The 17,111-nt window shown below is 64.1% G+C and carries 12 protein-coding genes and 2 pseudogenes; 9 read left to right on the plus strand and 5 right to left on the minus strand.

The genetic code is table 11. The features are described from left to right. Nucleotides 1–2 precede the first annotated feature (2 nt). The 5 genes and pseudogenes from ACRHIG_RS25890 to ACRHIG_RS25910 all read right to left on the minus strand — a co-directional run bounded on the left by ACRHIG_RS25890 (nucleotide 3) and on the right by ACRHIG_RS25910 (nucleotide 7,975). Nucleotides 3–1,197, minus strand: a pseudogene (locus ACRHIG_RS25890) (efflux RND transporter periplasmic adaptor subunit). Between the two features lie 55 nt (nucleotides 1,198–1,252). After that, nucleotides 1,253–2,731, minus strand: coding sequence for an efflux transporter outer membrane subunit (locus ACRHIG_RS25895; RefSeq protein ID WP_489628374.1), 1,479 nt, complete (start codon nucleotides 2,729–2,731; stop codon nucleotides 1,253–1,255). 182 nt (nucleotides 2,732–2,913) lie between these two features. Then, nucleotides 2,914–6,134, minus strand: a pseudogene (locus tag ACRHIG_RS25900) (efflux RND transporter permease subunit). 3 nt (nucleotides 6,135–6,137) lie between these two features. After that, entirely contained in the window at nucleotides 6,138–7,310 is a 1,173-nt protein-coding gene (locus tag ACRHIG_RS25905) for an efflux RND transporter periplasmic adaptor subunit (RefSeq protein ID WP_475416304.1), read from the minus strand. 239 nt (nucleotides 7,311–7,549) lie between these two features. After that, entirely contained in the window at nucleotides 7,550–7,975 is a 426-nt protein-coding gene (locus tag ACRHIG_RS25910; protein ID WP_475416303.1) for a divergent PAP2 family protein, read from the minus strand. A 246-nt stretch (nucleotides 7,976–8,221) separates the two neighbouring features. On the opposite strand from ACRHIG_RS25910, the gene ACRHIG_RS25915 reads away from it, so the two are divergent. The 9 genes from ACRHIG_RS25915 (at nucleotide 8,222) to ACRHIG_RS25955 (ending at nucleotide 17,104) form a co-directional block, all read left to right on the plus strand. Continuing rightward, nucleotides 8,222–9,304, plus strand: a complete 1,083-nt coding sequence (locus ACRHIG_RS25915) for a DUF475 domain-containing protein (protein ID WP_475416302.1) — start codon at nucleotides 8,222–8,224, stop codon at nucleotides 9,302–9,304. 102 nt (nucleotides 9,305–9,406) lie between these two features. Continuing rightward, entirely contained in the window at nucleotides 9,407–9,982 is a 576-nt protein-coding gene (locus ACRHIG_RS25920) for a TerD family protein (RefSeq protein ID WP_046682304.1), read from the plus strand. Between the two features lie 63 nt (nucleotides 9,983–10,045). After that, nucleotides 10,046–10,762 (plus strand): TIGR00266 family protein, encoded by a 717-nt coding sequence (locus ACRHIG_RS25925; RefSeq protein ID WP_070224704.1) that lies wholly within the window; start codon nucleotides 10,046–10,048, stop codon nucleotides 10,760–10,762. A 98-nt stretch (nucleotides 10,763–10,860) separates the two neighbouring features. Further along, nucleotides 10,861–11,898 carry an ATP-grasp domain-containing protein gene (locus tag ACRHIG_RS25930; RefSeq protein ID WP_489628375.1) on the plus strand — a complete coding sequence of 346 codons (1,038 nt, stop codon included), beginning with the start codon at nucleotides 10,861–10,863 and terminating at the stop codon, nucleotides 11,896–11,898. Next, the gene (locus ACRHIG_RS25935) at nucleotides 11,822–13,057 is read left to right on the plus strand and encodes a phosphoribosyltransferase domain-containing protein (RefSeq protein WP_489628376.1); all 1,236 of its coding nucleotides are present in this window, start codon (nucleotides 11,822–11,824) and stop codon (nucleotides 13,055–13,057) included. Before ACRHIG_RS25930 ends, ACRHIG_RS25935 begins: the two co-directional genes overlap by 77 nt. Next, nucleotides 13,035–13,787: an HAD family hydrolase gene (locus tag ACRHIG_RS25940; protein WP_489628377.1), complete on the plus strand. Its 753-nt coding sequence runs from the start codon at nucleotides 13,035–13,037 to the stop codon at nucleotides 13,785–13,787. The genes ACRHIG_RS25935 and ACRHIG_RS25940 overlap by 23 nt, the downstream gene beginning before the upstream one ends. Further along, a complete protein-coding gene (locus tag ACRHIG_RS25945) occupies nucleotides 13,784–14,890 on the plus strand; it encodes a cysteine protease StiP family protein (RefSeq protein WP_489628378.1) in 1,107 nt (368 codons plus the stop codon). Before ACRHIG_RS25940 ends, ACRHIG_RS25945 begins: the two co-directional genes overlap by 4 nt. Continuing rightward, nucleotides 14,883–15,869 carry an HpcH/HpaI aldolase/citrate lyase family protein gene (locus ACRHIG_RS25950; RefSeq protein WP_489628379.1) on the plus strand — a complete coding sequence of 329 codons (987 nt, stop codon included), beginning with the start codon at nucleotides 14,883–14,885 and terminating at the stop codon, nucleotides 15,867–15,869. Before ACRHIG_RS25945 ends, ACRHIG_RS25950 begins: the two co-directional genes overlap by 8 nt. After that, complete coding sequence (locus ACRHIG_RS25955) at nucleotides 15,866–17,104, plus strand: TerD family protein (RefSeq protein WP_489628380.1); 1,239 nt, start codon at nucleotides 15,866–15,868, stop codon at nucleotides 17,102–17,104. The genes ACRHIG_RS25950 and ACRHIG_RS25955 overlap by 4 nt, the downstream gene beginning before the upstream one ends. Nucleotides 17,105–17,111: the final 7 nt, after the last annotated feature.

Raw genomic sequence — 17,111 nt, forward strand, 5'->3', positions numbered from 1 at the left:
CCTCAGTGTTCCTGCGGCGTGGGCCGCGGATTGTTGCGCGGCTCGACGACGTTGCTGATCACCACGGGACTACCGTTCTTGAGCTTGATCTGCCCGCTGGTGACGACTTGCTGCCCCTCGGTGAGCCCGGTCAGCACGGCCACCTGGTCGCCGCGCGTCTCGCCCGTCGTGACAAACACCTGCCGCACCACCAGGTCGCCCGTCTTCGGCGGTGGGGCGGCGGGAGCGGCGCCGCCCGGCGCGGCGTCCCTGGGCGCCGGGACCGGGGCCGGCTGCACGACGAAGACGGTGGAACCATACGGGTTGTAGGTGATCGCCGTCTGCGGCAAGGTCAGGTACTGCTTCTTCCCCCACTTCCACATGGACGTTGGCAAACATGCCCGGCAACAGCTGGCGTTTGGGATTGGCCACCGTGGCTTCCACCTGCACATTGCGCGTGGCGGGGTCGACCTTGGAACTGATGGCGCTGATCTTGCCCGCAAACACCGTGTTCGCATGCGCATCGCTGGACAGGTTCAGTACCTGGCCCACCTGCAGGCCGCCCAGCTGCTTTTGCGGAATATAGAAGTCGACATAGATGGGATCGATGGTTTGCAAGGTGACGATCTTGTCGCCGGGATTCAAGTACTGGCCCGGATTGACGGTGGTGATGCCGAGTTTTCCCGCAAACGGCGCGCGGATGGTCTTCTTCTCCACCAGCGCCGCCTGCTGGGCCGCCAGCGCCTTGCGGCTTTTCAGGTCGGCCACATCGTTGTCGACCTGCGCCTGGCTGATCGCCTGCACGGCAAATTGCTGGCGGTCGCGCGCCAGCACGGACGCGGCCAGTTCGGCGGCCGCCTCCAGGGCGCGCAGCTGCGCCAGGTCGGCATCGGCGTTCAGCTGCAGCAACAGTTGCCCCGCCGTCACTTCCTGGCCGGACTTGAAATGGATGGACCTGACGAGGCCGGCGATTTCGCTCGTCACGTCGACGCCGCGCACGGCCACCAGGGTGCCCACGGACGCCAGGTGCGGCTGCCACTCGGCCTTGCGGATGATGGTCGCCGATACCGTCTGCGGCGTGGGCTTGGGGGAACTGGCCATGAGCTGGCGGATGTGCAGGAAAAATCCCAGCGCCAGCAGGGCAATCAACAGCACCACCGCCCCCAGCATGATGAGCATGCGTTTCGTGCGTTTCGTCATGGATGCGCTCCTTGTCATTGCGTCCCGCTGCCATTGCGCGTGCCGTATTGCCAGGCCTTGCCGTGCCGGCCCGTCAGTCCGCTGCCGTGGAAACGGCCTGCAGTGCGGGACGGTTCCACCAGCCGCCGCCCAGCGCCTGAAACAGCGCGGCGCTATCGGCATAGCGGGCCGCCTGCGCCTGTACCAGGCCCACCCTGGCCTGCTGGTAAGTGCGCTGGGCGTCCAGCAGGCTCAGGTAGCTGATGGCGCCCAGCTTGAATTGCTGCGTACTCAGCGCCAGCGATTCGCTGGCCATGGCCGCCACCTCGGCTTGCTGCTGCAAGGCGGCCGCATCGGCTTCGAGGGCGCGCAGGCTGTCCGCCACATTCTGGAAAGCGCCCAGCACGGTGGCGCGGTAATCGGCCGCCGCGCCCTCGTAGGCGGCGACGGCGGCACGCCGCCCGGCGCGCAGCGCGCCGCCATTGAAAATGGGCTGGGCCAGCCCGGCCGCCACGCCCCACACGGCAGAACCGGCATGCAGCAGCGCGGGAACGCTGGTGGCCAGCGCGCCGACGTTGCCCGTCAAGGTGAATTGGGGATACATGGCTGCCGTGGCGACGCCGATCTGCGCGCTGGCCTGCTGCAGCAGCGCTTCGCTGGCGCGGATGTCGGGGCGCTGGCGCACCAGGGCCGATGGCAGGGAAACGGGCAAGTCCTGCGGCAGGCGCAGCGACGCCAGGTCGAATTCGGGCATGCCGGGCTCGCTGGGCAAGCGGCCCGCATACACGGACAGCTGGTGGCGCGTCAGGGCCAGGGCCTTTTCCAGCGGCGGCACGCTGGCGCGCGTCTGCGCCACCGTGTTGCGCTGGACCAGCACCGTGGCGCGGCCGATGGCGCCGAAGCGCAATTGCTGCTCGATCAGGTCCAGCTGTTTCTGCTGCGCATCGAGTATCTCGCCGGTGGCCTGCAGCTGGGCGCGCAACGATGCTTCGCGGATGGCCGTCGTCACCAGGTTGGCCGTCAGGGTCAGGTACACGGCTTCCAGCTGATACTGCCGATAGTCGACCAGGGCTTGCAAGCCCTCCAGCTGGCGCTTGTTGCCACCAAACACATCCAGCGCATACGACACATTCACCGAGCCATTGTACAAATTCAGGACGCCGCCCACGCCCTCCAGGTTGCTGTTTTTCTCGCGGCTGACGCCCAGCCGGGCGCCCACCTCGGGATAAAGCAGGCGGCCGGACAGGGCGCGGTAGTTTTCATCGGCCTGGCGCAGGGCCGCCTGGGCCGACGCCAGGCCGGGACTGCGCGCGAGGGCGCCGCGCACCAGCTGGTCCAGCGCCGGCGACTGGAACAGCGACCACCATTGCGCGGGTATGTCCTGGCCCGGCACGAAACGCTGCGCCTGGCCGGCGGGACCGGGCGCGGCCACGGTGTGCGCCGGCAATGGCGCCGGCGTGTAGCGGTCGCCGCCGGGGGCGGCGGGAGGCCGGAAGTCCGGCCCGACGGCGCAAGCGGCCAGCAGGCATGCCGTGAGGATGCCGAGTATGGGCTGCCGGAGGCTGGAGAACATGGTGCTGGTCCGTTACGTTGCCGTGCCACATTACCGTTGAAAAATATCGCAAAAGTACCGCGATACCAGGCTGGCGAACTCGCCCGCCCGTCCTACGATTGTAGAGCACCAGACGTAAAAAGAGCCTTCCGAAGAAGGCTCTTTGACCTGGCACAAGGATTGCGCAGCCGAGGCTGCCTGACTTACTTTTGCAGGCTGACCGACGCTGTCTTCGGCGCGCGGCGGCCCATCAGGAACAGCACGGCCTTCTTCAGCATGCGGTAGACGAAGCGCACCAGCAGCAGGGTCAGCACGCATTCGAGCAAGGTCAGTATCATGGCCACGGCCACGGGCATGCGCGCGGCGCGGCGGTGGAACTTGGCCACGGCGCCATCGCGGGCGATCTCGATGCTGTCATAGAAGGTCGGCACGACCAGCAGGGTCAGAATCGTCGAGGTGATGGTGCCGCCGATGATGGCGATCGCCAATGGACGGTAGAACTCGCCACCCTCGCCCAGGCCCAGCGCCACGGGGAACATGCCGGCGATCAGCGCGAACGTCGTCATCAGGATGGGGCGCAGGCGCATGCGGCCCGCATACATCAGCGCGTCTTCGCGGCCATGGCCTTCTTCCTCGCGCTTGCGCGCCGCGTCGAGCAGCAGGATGGCGTTCTTGGCGACCAGGCCCATCAGCATGATGATGCCGATAAAGCTCATCAGGTTGAGGGTATTGTTGGTGATCACCAGCGCCACCACCACGCCGATCAGACTGAGCGGCAAGGACATCATCACGGCCACCGGCGCCGTGAAGGAACCGAACTGCATCACCAGGATCAAATACATCAGGCCGATACCCATCACCAGCGCGATCAGCATTTCCGTGAACAGCTCCTGCTGGTCCTGGCCCGCGCCGCCCAACGCCAGGCCGTAGCCGGGCGGGAAGTCGATGGAGTTGGCCAGCTTCATGGCGTCACTCGTCACTTCGCCGTTCGAACGGCCCTGCGCATTGGCCGACACGGTGATCGTGCGCTTGCCATTCTTGTGCTCGATGCCGGACGGACCCTTGCCCATGGTAATGGTGGCGATCTGGTCGAGCGGCACCATTTGCGACGTGCCCGTCACGCTGATCGGCAGGCGCTCGATGTTTTCCGATGCCACGCGGTCGTCGGGGTGCAGGCGCACGGCCACGTCGCGCGTCTCGCCCGTCGGATCGACCCAGTCGCCCACTTCCACGCCGGCAAACGCCACGCGCAGCGATTGCGCCGCGTCATTGACGGAAATGCCCATGGAATTGGCCAGACCACGGTTGAGCTCGATCTGCAGCTCGTTCTTCGGGTCCTGCTCCGACAAGCCCACATCGACGGCGCCGGGAATGGCGCGCAGCTTGTCCATGTAGGCGTTGGTAATTTCCATGAGTTTACGCGAATCGGGACCCGTGAACTCCACCTGGATGGGCTTTTGCGAACCATTGCTCAAGTCATCCTGCACCACGTATTCGGCGCCCACCAGGCGCGACATCTTTTCGCGCAGCTCGACGGCGATTTCCTTGGCCGAACGCTTGCGCGTGTTGCGCTTGCCGATATCGACATACACGCGCCCGCCGTTTGCGTTGACGGAGCTGTTGGTATCCTTGGTTTCAGGCAAGGTACGCGCCAGCACGGCCGCCGCTTCCAGTTTCAAACGCGAATATTCGATGCTGCTCGACGATGGCGTGCGCACATTGATCATCAGATTGCCCGAATCGGATGCTGGCAGGAAACTCGTGCCGCCGTGCGTGGCGTGCAGGGCGATGGCGCCCACCAGGCTGCCGAAAGCGATCACGGCCATCCAGCGGCGGTGGTGCAGGGCCCAGGCGATGACGTTGCCGTAGCGGTCGGCCTGGTGGTCGAACCAGTGATTGAATTTCTCCAGCACGCGGCCGATGCCTTTTTCGGCGCCGCATGTTCCTCGACCGGGTCGCCCCAGTAGGCCGACAGCATCGGGTCGAGCGTAAACGAGATGCCCAGGCTGACCAGCACCGAGCACGTCACCGTCAGGGCAAACGGACGGAACCATTCGCCGGAGATACCGGGCATGAAGGCCACGGGGATGAACACGGCGATGATGGAAAAGGTCGTGGCGGCCACGGCCATGCCGATCTCGGCCGTGCCTTCCAGCGCCGCCGTGCGGCGATCCTTGCCCATCTGCATGTGCCGCACGATGTTTTCGCGCACCACGATGGCGTCATCGATCAGCACGCCAATGGCCAAGGACAGGCCCAGCAAGGTCATGAAGTTCAGGGTGAAGCCGCACAGCCACACGGCAATGAAGGCGGCGATCACGGACGTGGGCAGGCTGAGCGCCGTGATCAGGGTCGAGCGCCACGAGTTCAGGAAGGCGTAGACGACGAAAATCGTCAGCACCGCGCCCAGCACCAGCGATTCGATCACGTTGTTCAGGCTATGCTGGGCGTTTTCGCCGCCGTCGCGCGTCACCTGCAACAACGTGCCTTTCGGCAAGGTCTTGTTGATTTCCTCGACCATGTCGCGGATCTTGTTGGCCACGCTGACGGTGGAGGCGTCGCGCACGCGGGTAATCGAGATGCCCACGTTGGGCTTGCCGCTGCGCACGCTCAAGGTGTTGATCTCGGCAAAACCATCCTCGATCGTCGCCACTTGCGCCAGGCGCACGATTTCCTCGCCGCGGCGCTTGATCACCACTTGCTCGAAATCGCTCGGCGACTCGATGCGGCCGACCAGGCGGATGCTTTTCTCGTCCAGGGTGCCGCGCACCTTGCCCACCGGCGCATTGGTATTCTGGTTGCGCAAGGCGGTGACGACGTCGCTGACGGAAACATTGTACTCACGCAACTTTTCCGCGCGCAGCAGCACGGACAGTTCGCGTTTCAGCGAACCGCCCACGTTCACCAGCGCCACGCCGTCGACGGCGCGGAAGCGGTCCGACAGCACGTCCTCGGCCAGGCGCGAGATTTCCGCATGGCTTTGCGCGCTCGACGACAGCGCCAGCTGCATGATCGGCTCGGCCGACGGGTCGATGCGCTGCAATATCGGTTCGCGCATTTCCGTCGGCAGCTTGTAGCGCACGGCGGCAATCGCGTTGCGGATATCGTCGGACGCTTCGATCAGGTTCGTCTTGAAGGAAAACTGAATGAAGATGCTGGCCGAGCCTTCGTTGGAACTGCTATTGACTTCGGTCACGCCGGAAATGCTTTGCAAGGATTTTTCCAGGCGGTTCACCACTTCGCGCTCGACCGTATCGGGCGAGGCGCCAGGGTAGGGAATGCTGACGACGATGAACGGCACTTCGACGTCCGGATTCTGGTTGACGCGCAGTTTCTTGAGCGCCAGCAAACCGACGCACATCATCGCCAGGATCAGGACGATGGTGGCCGTGGGCCGCTTGATACTGAAATCGGAAAGGAACATGGCTTAGTTTCCTTTACCGGCAACGGCGGCGCTGCTGCTGGCCACGGCGGCGGCGGGGACGGCCTTGGCAGCCGTCAATTCCACTTTCTGCCCATCCTTGAAGGTCGAACCGGGCGTGCGCAGCACGGTGTCGCCGCTGGCCAGGCCGCTTTGCACTTCCCACTGGCCCGTGCGCACGTCGCGCGCGCCGATGCGCAACGTGGCTTTATGCAAGGCCTTGTCCTTGACTTTCCACGTGTACGTGACGTCGCCAGCCTTCACCAGAGCCGAGTCGGGTATCATCAGCGCGCTGACGGTTGCCGTCTCGATGCGCCCTTCCGCGTACAGGCCGGCCACGCGCGGCTGTTCCTTGTCATTGAAATCGACGAGCACGGCCACCTGGCGCGTGACGGCGTTGGCGGCAGGATCGACGCGGCGCACCTTGCCCGCGAAATCCTGGCCGGGATAGCCATTGATGCGGAACAGCACGGGCTGGCCCACCTTGACGACGCCGATCTTGTCGGCCGACACCAGGCCTTCCAGGCGCATACTGGTCGGATCGATGACCTTGATCAATTCCTTGCCGATTTGCGCCGTATCGCCATTCGATACCTTGCGCTCGCTCACGATGCCGTCGAACGGCGCGCGCACGAGGGTACGCTGCAGCTGCTGGCGTGCCTGGGCGGCGCGGCTCTTCGCGGCGGACAGATCGCTTTGCGCATTGTTGCGGCGGATTTCCGCGTCTTCCAGCGCCTGCGTCGACGTCATGCCCGAGGCGCGCAGGGTTTTCATGCGCTGGAACATGCGTTCGGACTGCTCCAGCACCTGGCTCGAGGCGCGGCTGGCTTCCTCGGCCGAATTGAGGCTGTCGCGGATGGCCGTTTCGTCCAGGCGCACCAGCACGTCGCCCCGTTTGACGATTTCGCCGTTTTCCTTCAGGACCTGGATCACCACGGCTGACACTTCGGCGCGCAAGTCCGCGTTGCGCTCGGGCTGCACGGAACCGGTGATGACGGGACCCGACGCCAGCGCATTGCTCTGGATGGTCAGCAGGTCTTCCGGGGACACCAGCAGATTGACGCTAGCGCTGGCCTGTTCCTTGGCATTCTTGCCGCCCTTGCCGGGATCTTTGGACTCTTTGCCGCAGGCGGCCAGGGCAGAAGCGATTGCCAGAACAAACAGGGTTTTGCGCAACATGGGTATTTCTCCGGATAGATAGCGCCGCGACCGTCCCGGCGGCCCGGATAGGACCGCAGGCGATGGCAGGCATTTATTTTTATTAAAACCACAAGCGCCAAAGTATCCATGAGCGCATCCGGGCATGTCAATCGGCGGTTTCCTGTAATGCTTTATTGAATGGATGAAACGTAGTTTTTACGCCCTGAAACGCAAAACCCCGCCTTGAAGCGGGGTTTTGCGTTTCAGGGGAACAACGCTTAGCGGGCAAACACGTAGTTGATCAGGAAACCGATCGCCACGCCCGTGCACAGGCCGCCGGCGATTTCCACCAGGGTATGGCCCATGCGCTCGCGCAAGGTCTTGTGCGCGGCGCTGGCCGCCTCCCCCGCCAGGCGGTTGATGGCGGCCGCCTGCTTGCCCACGTGCTGGCGCAGGCTGTTGGCGTCGATGATGACGATGAAAGCCAGGGTCACGGCCACGCCGAAGGCGGGATGGCCTATGCCTTCGCGCAAGGCGATCAGGGTAGCCATGCTGGACACGACGGCGCTATGGTTGCTGGGAAAGCCGCCATTGCCGACCAGGCCGAACGCCCATTGCCGCGTGCGGACACTGTTGATCAGGAATTTGATCGGTCCGACCAGGATCCAGGTGATCAGGGGCGTGACGAGGTAAGCGATATCCACGGGGTATTCCTTCTTATATATATGTCGAGAGTGTGCAAGAGACTGCGGCAGCCGGATGGGCGCGCCGCAATTATCGCAGATCGTCCGCGCCAGCAGAACTGTCTGTCGCCGGTCTATAAAACGCCGCCCCGGGCGGCAACTAATATAAAATCATGGCATATACAACAATTGACGTATATCAACACTGAGTGCGGCGCGCACAGCGGCGCGGATAATCAAACGTCTTTCACTTGCAACGGGGTACTCATGCGGCATTTCAGAATTTCCTTTTTAGTCACTTTTATCCTGATGGCAGTGTCGGGCTGGTGGGGTTACAGCCATGGCGGCATGCCCGGCCTGATCAATGCCCTGTGGATCACGGGCGTGCTGGGCATCATGGAAGTGTCGCTGTCGTTCGACAATGCCGTGGTGAATGCCTCGGTCTTGCGCCACTGGAATGAGTTCTGGCAAAAACTGTTCCTCACGGTCGGTATCCTCGTGGCCGTCTTCGGCATGCGGCTGCTGTTCCCGCTGGTCATCGTTTCCGTCGCCACGGGCCTGGGCCTGGTCGACGTGTGGACCATGGCCACCACGACGCCGGACGTGTATGCCAAGCACCTGACGGACAACCATGCGCAAGTGGCGGCCTTCGGCGGCGCCTTCCTGCTGCTGGTGTTCCTGAACTTCCTGTTTGACGACGAGAAGGAATTGCACTGGCTGGGCTGGGCCGAGGAAAAAGTCAACGCGCTGGGCACGGAAAGCCTGGCCGTCCTGATCACCATGGGCGCCGTGGCCGCCTGCGTGGCGATGGGTCCTGCCGAAGCCAAATACAGCGTGCTCGCGTCGGGCATCGTCGGCATCGCCGTCTACATCGGCGTGAACTGGATCAGCGGCTTGCTGGAAGAAGGCGAGCCGGACTTGCAGGATGACGAGGAGGAAGGCGCCGCGCCAGCGAAGAACGGCAATGGCGACCTGGTAAAAACGGTGGCGCGCGGCAGTATCGGCGGCTTCCTGTACCTGGAAGTGCTGGACGCCTCGTTCAGCTTTGACGGCGTGATCGGCGCGTTCGCCATCACCAACGACGTCGTCATCATCATGCTGGGCCTGGCCATCGGCGCCATGTTCGTGCGCTCGATGACGGTGTACCTGGTGCACAAGGGCACCCTGGACGAATTCGTCTACCTCGAGCATGGCGCCCATTATGCGATCGGCATCCTCGCCTTGATCATGCTGGCGTCCGTCAAGTACCATATTCCGGAGTGGTTCACGGGCCTGTCGGGCGTGGCCTTCATCCTGGTCTCGCTGTGGTCGTCCCTGCGCTATCGCAAACGGCACGCGGCGCAAGCTTGAAATCGGGGGTTCCGCCCCCAATTGAGAGAGTAATGGCACGAGCGTCTTATGCGCTCATCCCATGAAGGCATGTTTGAGTTATTTACTGAAAAGGAGCACCACATGGCAATCAGTTTGCAAAAAGGCGGCAACGTCAACCTGAGCAAGGAAGCACCGAACCTGAAGAAGATCATCGTCGGCCTCGGCTGGGATCCTCGTTCGACGGACGGCGCCACCTTCGACCTTGACGGTAGCGCATTCCTCCTGAAAAGCGACGGCAAAGTCCGTGGCGACTCTGACTTCATCTTCTACAACAACCTGAAGTCGACCGACGGCTCCGTCGTGCACACGGGCGACAACACGACCGGCGAAGGCGAAGGCGACGATGAGCGCATCGAAATCGACCTGACCCGCGTGCCAGCCGACATCGACCGCATCAGCATCACCGTCACCATCCACGACGCCGACGCGCGCCGCCAGAACTTCGGCATGGTCTCGAAAGCCTTCATCCGCTGCCTGAACGCGGAAGGCGAAAAAGAAATCGCCCGCTACGACCTGTCCGAAGACAGCTCGACGGAAACGGCGATGATCTTTGGCGAAATCTACCGCTACAACGGCGAATGGAAGTTCAAGGCCATCGGCCAGGGCTTCAACGGCGGCCTGGGCCCCCTCGCCCGTTCTTTCGGCGTCAATGCTTGATTTTTTCATGAGCTAAACGCAGCCGCCTGAATATCCTCAGGCGGCTTTTTTTGGAGATTTATCATGCCAGTATTTAGTGTCACGGGCGACGTCGATCCCTTCCTCCACGTCAGCATGAAGCAGGGCGAAACCATCTACTGCGAATCCGATGCGATGGTGATGATGGAAACGGCGCTCGATTTGAAGGGCAAGATGACGGGTGGCCTGGGCAGCGCCATCATGCGCCGCTTCGCGAATGGCGAATCGTTCTTCCAGCAGCACATCGAAGCGGTGCGCGGCAGCGGCGATTGCCTGCTCTCGCCTACCCTGCCGGGCGCCATCGAAGTGGTCGACGTGGGCGCGCGCCAGTACCTGCTCAACGACGGCGCCTTTGTCGCCGCCACCTCGGGCACGGAAATGAAGGTGCGCACGCAAAGCATCGGCAACGCGCTGTTCGCCCAGTCGGGCGGCTTCTTCGTCATGGAGACGGCCGGCACGGGGCAAGTGGTGGTGTCGGGCTTCGGCTCCATGTTCCAGCTCGACGTGGAGCCGGGCAAGGACGTCGTGATCGACAATTCCCACGTGGTGTGCTGGGACAACAGCCTGAAATACGAGATTTCCGTGACCACGGGCGGCGGCTCGGGCGGCGGCGGCATCGGTGGCTTCCTCGGCAATATCGTCAACAGCGTGACCAGCGGCGAAGGCATCGTGCTGCGCTTTTCCGGCTCGGGCAAGGTCTTCATCTGCTCGCGCAACCGCGACGCCTTTCTCAAGTGGACAGCATCCGGCAAAGCCGGCTGATTTCCTCCCCTCTATAAGGCCAGGTTAAGTTTTTCTGGCTACACTGCCCGCGCGCGCACCTGCGCGCGGCTTCCCCTATTTCCACCCGGTCCCCGTACATGCAAAGAGTCTGGTTCAACAAAACATTTTCCTCGGTCGGCACGGCCATGCGCCTGATCCGCGAAGCCGACAGCGCCGCCACTGGCGGTGCGCCCCGTTATCACATCGTGTGCAGCAATACGAATGCGCATGCGGCCGCCTTTTTGTCGGCCCACGAATACGCGGTCGAACCGTCGGGACTGACGGGCCACAACTATGTCGAATGGTGCCTGGAATTTTGCCGCGAGCGGGGCATCACCATTTTCTGGCCCGGCAAGGAAGCGGGCCTGATCGGCAGCGCCAGCGCGCGCTTCGCCGCCATCGGCACGCGCGTGCTCAGCGTGGCCAGCGAAGACACCCTGACCCTGATGCATGACAAGGCGCGCTTCTGCGAGGGCCTCGACCTGCCCATGGCGCGCCCGGCCGACTACCGCGCCGTCACAAACATCGCAGAATACGATGCCGCCTACGCCGAACTGCGCCCGCTGCATCGCAAGCTGTGCATCAAGCCGTCCGAATCCGTGTATGCCCTGGGCTTTGCCATACTCGATGAAGAGCGCACCAGCGCCCAGCTGCTGCTGGCCGGCGCCGCCTACCAGATCAATGCGCAAGATCTGCGCAACGGCCTGGCGCAGATGGCATCGTTCAAGACCCTGCTGCTGATGGAATACCTCGACGGCCACGAATACAGCGCCGACTGCGTCGCCGACCAGGGCAAGCTCATTTGCGCCGTGCCGCGCAAGAAGCTGCATGGGGGCGGCAGCGGCCAGCTGATCGAGCTGCGCGCCGACCTGCTGGCGGCCTGCGACAAACTGGCGCGCGACTACCGCCTGAACGGCGTCTTCAACATCCAGTTCCGCGAAGGCGCGAATGGCCTGGCGCTGCTGGAGATCAATCCGCGCATGTCGGGCGGCATCGGCATGGCGTGCGCGGCGGGTCCCAACCTGCCCTACCTGGCGCTGGCCGGTTTCGACCAGGGCTTTGACAAGCTCACCGTGCCCGCCATCCGCGAAGGCATGCGCGTGGGCGAAGCCGCCTGCGCCGTGGAGCTGCCATGAACGTCGTCAAGCAGCAGATGCCCACGGGCGAGCTGACCCTGAAGGTGGACGAGGCGCGCTTTCCGCTCGACTGGCTGATCGGCTTTGCCGCGCGCGCCAACGCCAAGCGGGGCTTTTTGTTCCTGTCCAAGGTGCTGGGCAAGCACTGGCCCGTCACGCCGCGCGCCATGCAAGCCATCCACGACGACCTGGCCGCGCAAATCCCCCCAGCCTGCCCGGCCCCGTCGTCTTCATCGCCATGGCGGAAACGGCCGTCGGCCTGGGCCAGGGCGTGTTCGAAGCGTGGTTGCGCGCCAACCCCGGCTCTTCCTGCAAGGCTTTGTTTTTGCACAGCTCGCGCTACCGCGTGGGCACGGTGCCCTTCTTCGAATTCGAGGAATCGCACAGCCACGCGCCGCGCCAGTTCTTACACTTGTCGGACACGGCCAGCGCCCTGTTTTCCACGGCGCGCAGCCTGGTGCTGATCGACGATGAAGCCTCGACCGGCAACACCTTCGCCAACCTGGTGCAAGTGTGCCGCGCGCGCTATCCGCAGCTGGAAAAGCTGCACCTGGGCGTGATCACCAATTTCATGGGCCAGGCCGCCAACGCGGGCTTGAGTGAGCGTTTCGGCCTGCCCACGACCATCGGCGCGGCGCTGTCCGGCCACTACGCCTTCCAGGCCGGCGCCGCGCCCGCTCCGGTGGCGGCCAGCGCGCAGCGCTTCGAGGCCAACGAGGAACGGGGCGCCAGCCCCGCATTCGGGCGCATCGGCGTGGGCCGCGCCCTGGCGCCGCCGCAAGGCCTGGCGGTGCAGCTGGCGCAGGAAATCGGCGCCGGCGATTCCGTGCTGGTGCTGGGCACGGGCGAATTCATGCACCCGTCGTTCCTGCTGGCGCGCGAGCTCGAAGCGCTGGGCAAGAACGTCGTGGTGCAGTCGACCACGCGCTCACCCATTTTGTCGTGGGGCTCCGTCGGCCATATCGTCAACTGCGACGACAATTACGGCGAAGGCATCGCCAATTACCTGTACAACGTGGCGCCGGGCCAGTACCAGCACGTTTTCATCTGCCATGAAACCCCGGCCAGCCCGGCCCTCATGCAACTCGCCGGCCAATTGAACGGCCGCCTGTTCCACTTTCAGTCAGAGACCAAAATTGAAGAAATTCCTGTTTGTTGATCTGGACGACACACTGTTCCAGACCCCGAAAAAATGCCCGGGCGAGACCGATTTGCAAGCGGCCGCCTATCTGAAAAATGGCGAGGCCTGCTCGTTTACGACGGCGCGCCAGCGCGCCTTCTTTGAATTCGCGCAAAGCGGCATGACCCTGATCCCCGCCACGGCAAGAAATGGCGACGCATTCCGCCGCGTCGACCTGCCGTTTACCAGCTACAGCGTGCTCGATTACGGCGGCATCGTGCTGCAGCCGGGCGGCGCGCTCGACGCGGGCTGGCTGGCCCTGATGCAGAACGACATGCAGACGGCCTTGCCCGGCCTGCGGGACGCCATGCGCATCATCGACGATTTCCAGGTCAAGACGGGCATGCCTTCGCGCGCGCGCCTGATCGAGGATTACAACACGCCGTTCTACATCGTCGTCAAGGACCATGAAGCACGCGGCGAACGCCTGGCCGACATCGAGGAGCAGGTGCTGCGGCAGTGGATCGCCGCCGAAGGCGCCGACTACTTCATCCACCGCAACGGCAACAACCTGGCCGTGCTGCCGAAAACCTTGAACAAGGCGCGCGCCGTGGCCTACCTGCGCGCGGAACTGGAAGCCGAACACGGCCCCATCGTCAGCTTCGGCATGGGCGACAGCCGCTCGGACGCCCGCTTCATGGCCGCCTGCGACTACGCCATCATCCCCAACGGCACCCAGCTAGCGGCCCTCACGGTGGCGGCGCTATGAGTGAAACAACACCGCATTTCAGCGGCAGCTACCGCCAGGAAGACGTGGAGTTTCTGCTCACGCCGATGGCGCTCGAACCGATTCTCGATTTGGCAGAAAAGGAGCGCTTGATCCAGTCGGGCCAGCGCCACTACAGCGAAATGCTGTCGCCGGAGTCCCTGCCCTCGCCCGCCTACCTGGCCCTGTTCCAGAGCGCGTTCGCGGCCAACCGCCTGCAGATGGCGCGCGACTGCCTGCGCCTGGCCGCCCTGATCGCGGCGCGCCGCACGGGCCCCATCACGCTCGTCTCGCTGGCGCGCGCCGGCACGCCCGTGGGCGTCATCCTGGGGCACTTGCTGCGCCAGGTCTTCCAGCGCGCATGCAGCCATTATTCCGTCTCCATCATCCGCGACCGCGGCATCGACGCGCATGCCCTGCAACACATCCTGGCGCAGGGCCATGCGGCCGAGTCCCTCGTCTTCGTCGACGGCTGGACGGGCAAGGGCGTGATTTCGCGCGAGCTGCGCCAGACGGTCCACGATTTCAACGCGGCCAATGGCACGGCGATCGACGGCGGCCTGTTCGTGCTGTCCGACCTGGCCGGCACGGCCGCCTGCGCCGCCTCGGCCAGCGACTACCTGATCCCGTCGAGCATCTTGAATGCCACCGTCTCGGGCCTGGTCAGCCGCTCCGTGCTCAATGAAGCCATCGGCCCCGGCGACTTCCACGGCTGCGTGTATTACGCGCAGTTCGAGCAGCACGACCAGTCGCGCGCTTTCGCCGACGGCCTGGTGGCCGACGCCATGGCGATCGCCGCCAGCAGCGGCATCCCGCTGGCCGAGGCGAGCGATGCGCCAGCCATGGCGGCCCGCTCGCAAGCCTACATGGCCGCCGCGCAGCAGGAATACGGCATCAGCGACATCAACCTGATCAAGCCGGGCATCGGCGAAGCGACGCGCGTGCTGCTGCGCCGCGTGCCCGAGCGCCTGATCGTGCGCGACACGAATGCGCCGGACGTGGCACATTTGCTGCTTCTGGCGCAGGAAAAAGCCATACCCGTCACAGTAGAACCGGCGCTGCCTTACCAGGCGGTCGCCCTTATCAGGAGCGCAGTCGATGGATAACAACTCCCTACACCCGCAAAGCGAACACAAGGCGGCGCTGGGCGCCTCCATGTACGTGCCGACCACGCACAAGGACTTGCTGGCGATCGCCAACGGCGACAAATTCAGCCATTTGCGTTCGGTCATCCTTTGCACCGAAGACGCCATCGCGGAACGCGACCTCAGTTATGCGATGTTCAATCTGTCGCTGGCGCTGCAAAACATGTGCGAGGAATCGGACACCCTGCGCTTCGTGCGCGTGCGTAACCTTGAGGTACTGGCGCGCGTGCTGGCCATGCCGGGCGCCGACAAATTGAGCGGCTTCGTGCTGCCGAAATCCACGCGCCACAATTTCGCCGCGTATTTCGAGCTGGTGCGCCACACGCATCACCTCTTGATGCCGACCCTGGAAACGGCGGAAGTGTTCGACGACGAGGAAATGAAGCAGTTCCGCATCATTTTGTCGGCGCCGGAAGTGCGGCGCCGCATCCTGGCCCTGCGCATTGGCGGCAACGATTTATTGGCCCTGCTGGGCCTGCGCCGCCCCACCAGCGGCACCATCTACCAGACGCCGCTGGGGCAGGTCATCGGCCGCCTGGTGACGATCTTCAAGCCGCACGGCTTCCAGCTGACGGCGCCCGTCTTCGAACACCTGTCGCAGGGCAGCTGGCTCGACGCCGAAGTGGCGCAGGACATGGCGCACGGCATGATCGCCAAGACGGCCATCCACCCGGACCAGGTGCCGCAGATCGAGCGCCACTACCAGGTGGCGCAGTCGGACATCGAACTGGCGCTGCGCATCATCGACCCGGACAGCCCGGCCGTGTTCCGCATGCAGGAATCGATGTGCGAAGTGGCCACGCACAGCAGCTGGGCCCTGCGCATCATCGAGCAGGCGCGCCTGTTCGGCATCCGCCATGCGGCCGACAACGCCGCCGCGCACCTGCCGACTATCTCATTGACTCAACTCTCAAGCGACGAAGGGATTGCACGACCATGACCAATTTCACACGCGGACAAAAAGGCAAACTGGCTGACCTGGGCTTGAATGGCCCGTTTGCCGTCACGCTCGATATCGTTTCGGGCTCGATGGAAGTGGACGTCAGCTGCTTCGGCGTCGATGCGGCCGGCAAGCTGTCGGACGACCGCTACATGGTGTTCTACAACCAGAAAAGCGCGCCGGACAACGCCGTCACGGTGGAGCTGAACGGCCCGCGCTCCGTGTTCCAGGTCGACCTTTCCCGCCTGCCCGCCGCCATCGACAAGCTGGTATTCACGGCGGCGACGGAACAGGGCAGCATGCGCGCGCTGGGCAACTCCAGCCTGGCGCTGGGCCAGGCCGCCACCTTTGCCTTCACGGGCAATGACTTCCAGGACGAGAAAGCCGTCATCATCGGCGAACTGTATCGCCGCGACGGCAGCTGGCGCTTCGGCGCCGTGGGCCAGGGTTTCGCGGGCGGCCTGGCGGCGCTGCTGAAGCACTTCGGCGGCAGCGAAGCAGCGCAATCCTCTCCGGCGCCGGCTCCCGCGCCTGCGCCAGCGGCCCCGCCGCCGGCGAATAAAATCTCGCTGTCGAAGATCCGCCTGGAAAAGCGCGGCGACAAGATCTCGCTCGACAAGCGCGACAGCGGCGGTTACGGCCGCATCCGGGTCAACCTGAACTGGAACCAGAACGCGTCGCAAGGCCAGGCGCCCGCATCGAAGCTGGACACGGGCTTCCTGGGCAAGCTGTTCAACAAGCCGGCCGGCCGCGCGGGCGGCATCGACCTCGATATCGGCTGCCTGTTCGAGATGAGCAATGGCGCCAAGAGCGCCGTACAGGCGCTGGGCAACAGCTGGGGCGCGTATGACCGCCCGCCGTACATCCACCTGGAAGGCGACGACCGCACGGGCAGCGTCAGCAGCGGCGAAAACATCTTCATCAACGGCACCCATTTCGACCAGATCAAGCGCGTGCTCGTGTATGCCTTCATCTACGAAGGCGTGCCGAACTGGGCCGCCACGGACGGCGTCGTGACGATCGAGATTCCGGGCCAGCCGACGGTGGAAGTGCGCCTCGACAGCGACAGCCAGCATGCCATGTGCGCCATCGCCATGCTGGAAAACCACGGCGGCAACCTGCAGGTGACAAAATTGGTGGAATACTTCGGCGGCCAAGGTAAAATCACGGCGCACCAGGCCATGGATGAACGATACAACTTTGGCCTGAACTGGAAAGCCGGCCGGAAAGACTGAGGGAACG

Source organism: Janthinobacterium sp. C22 (assembly GCF_057919405.1).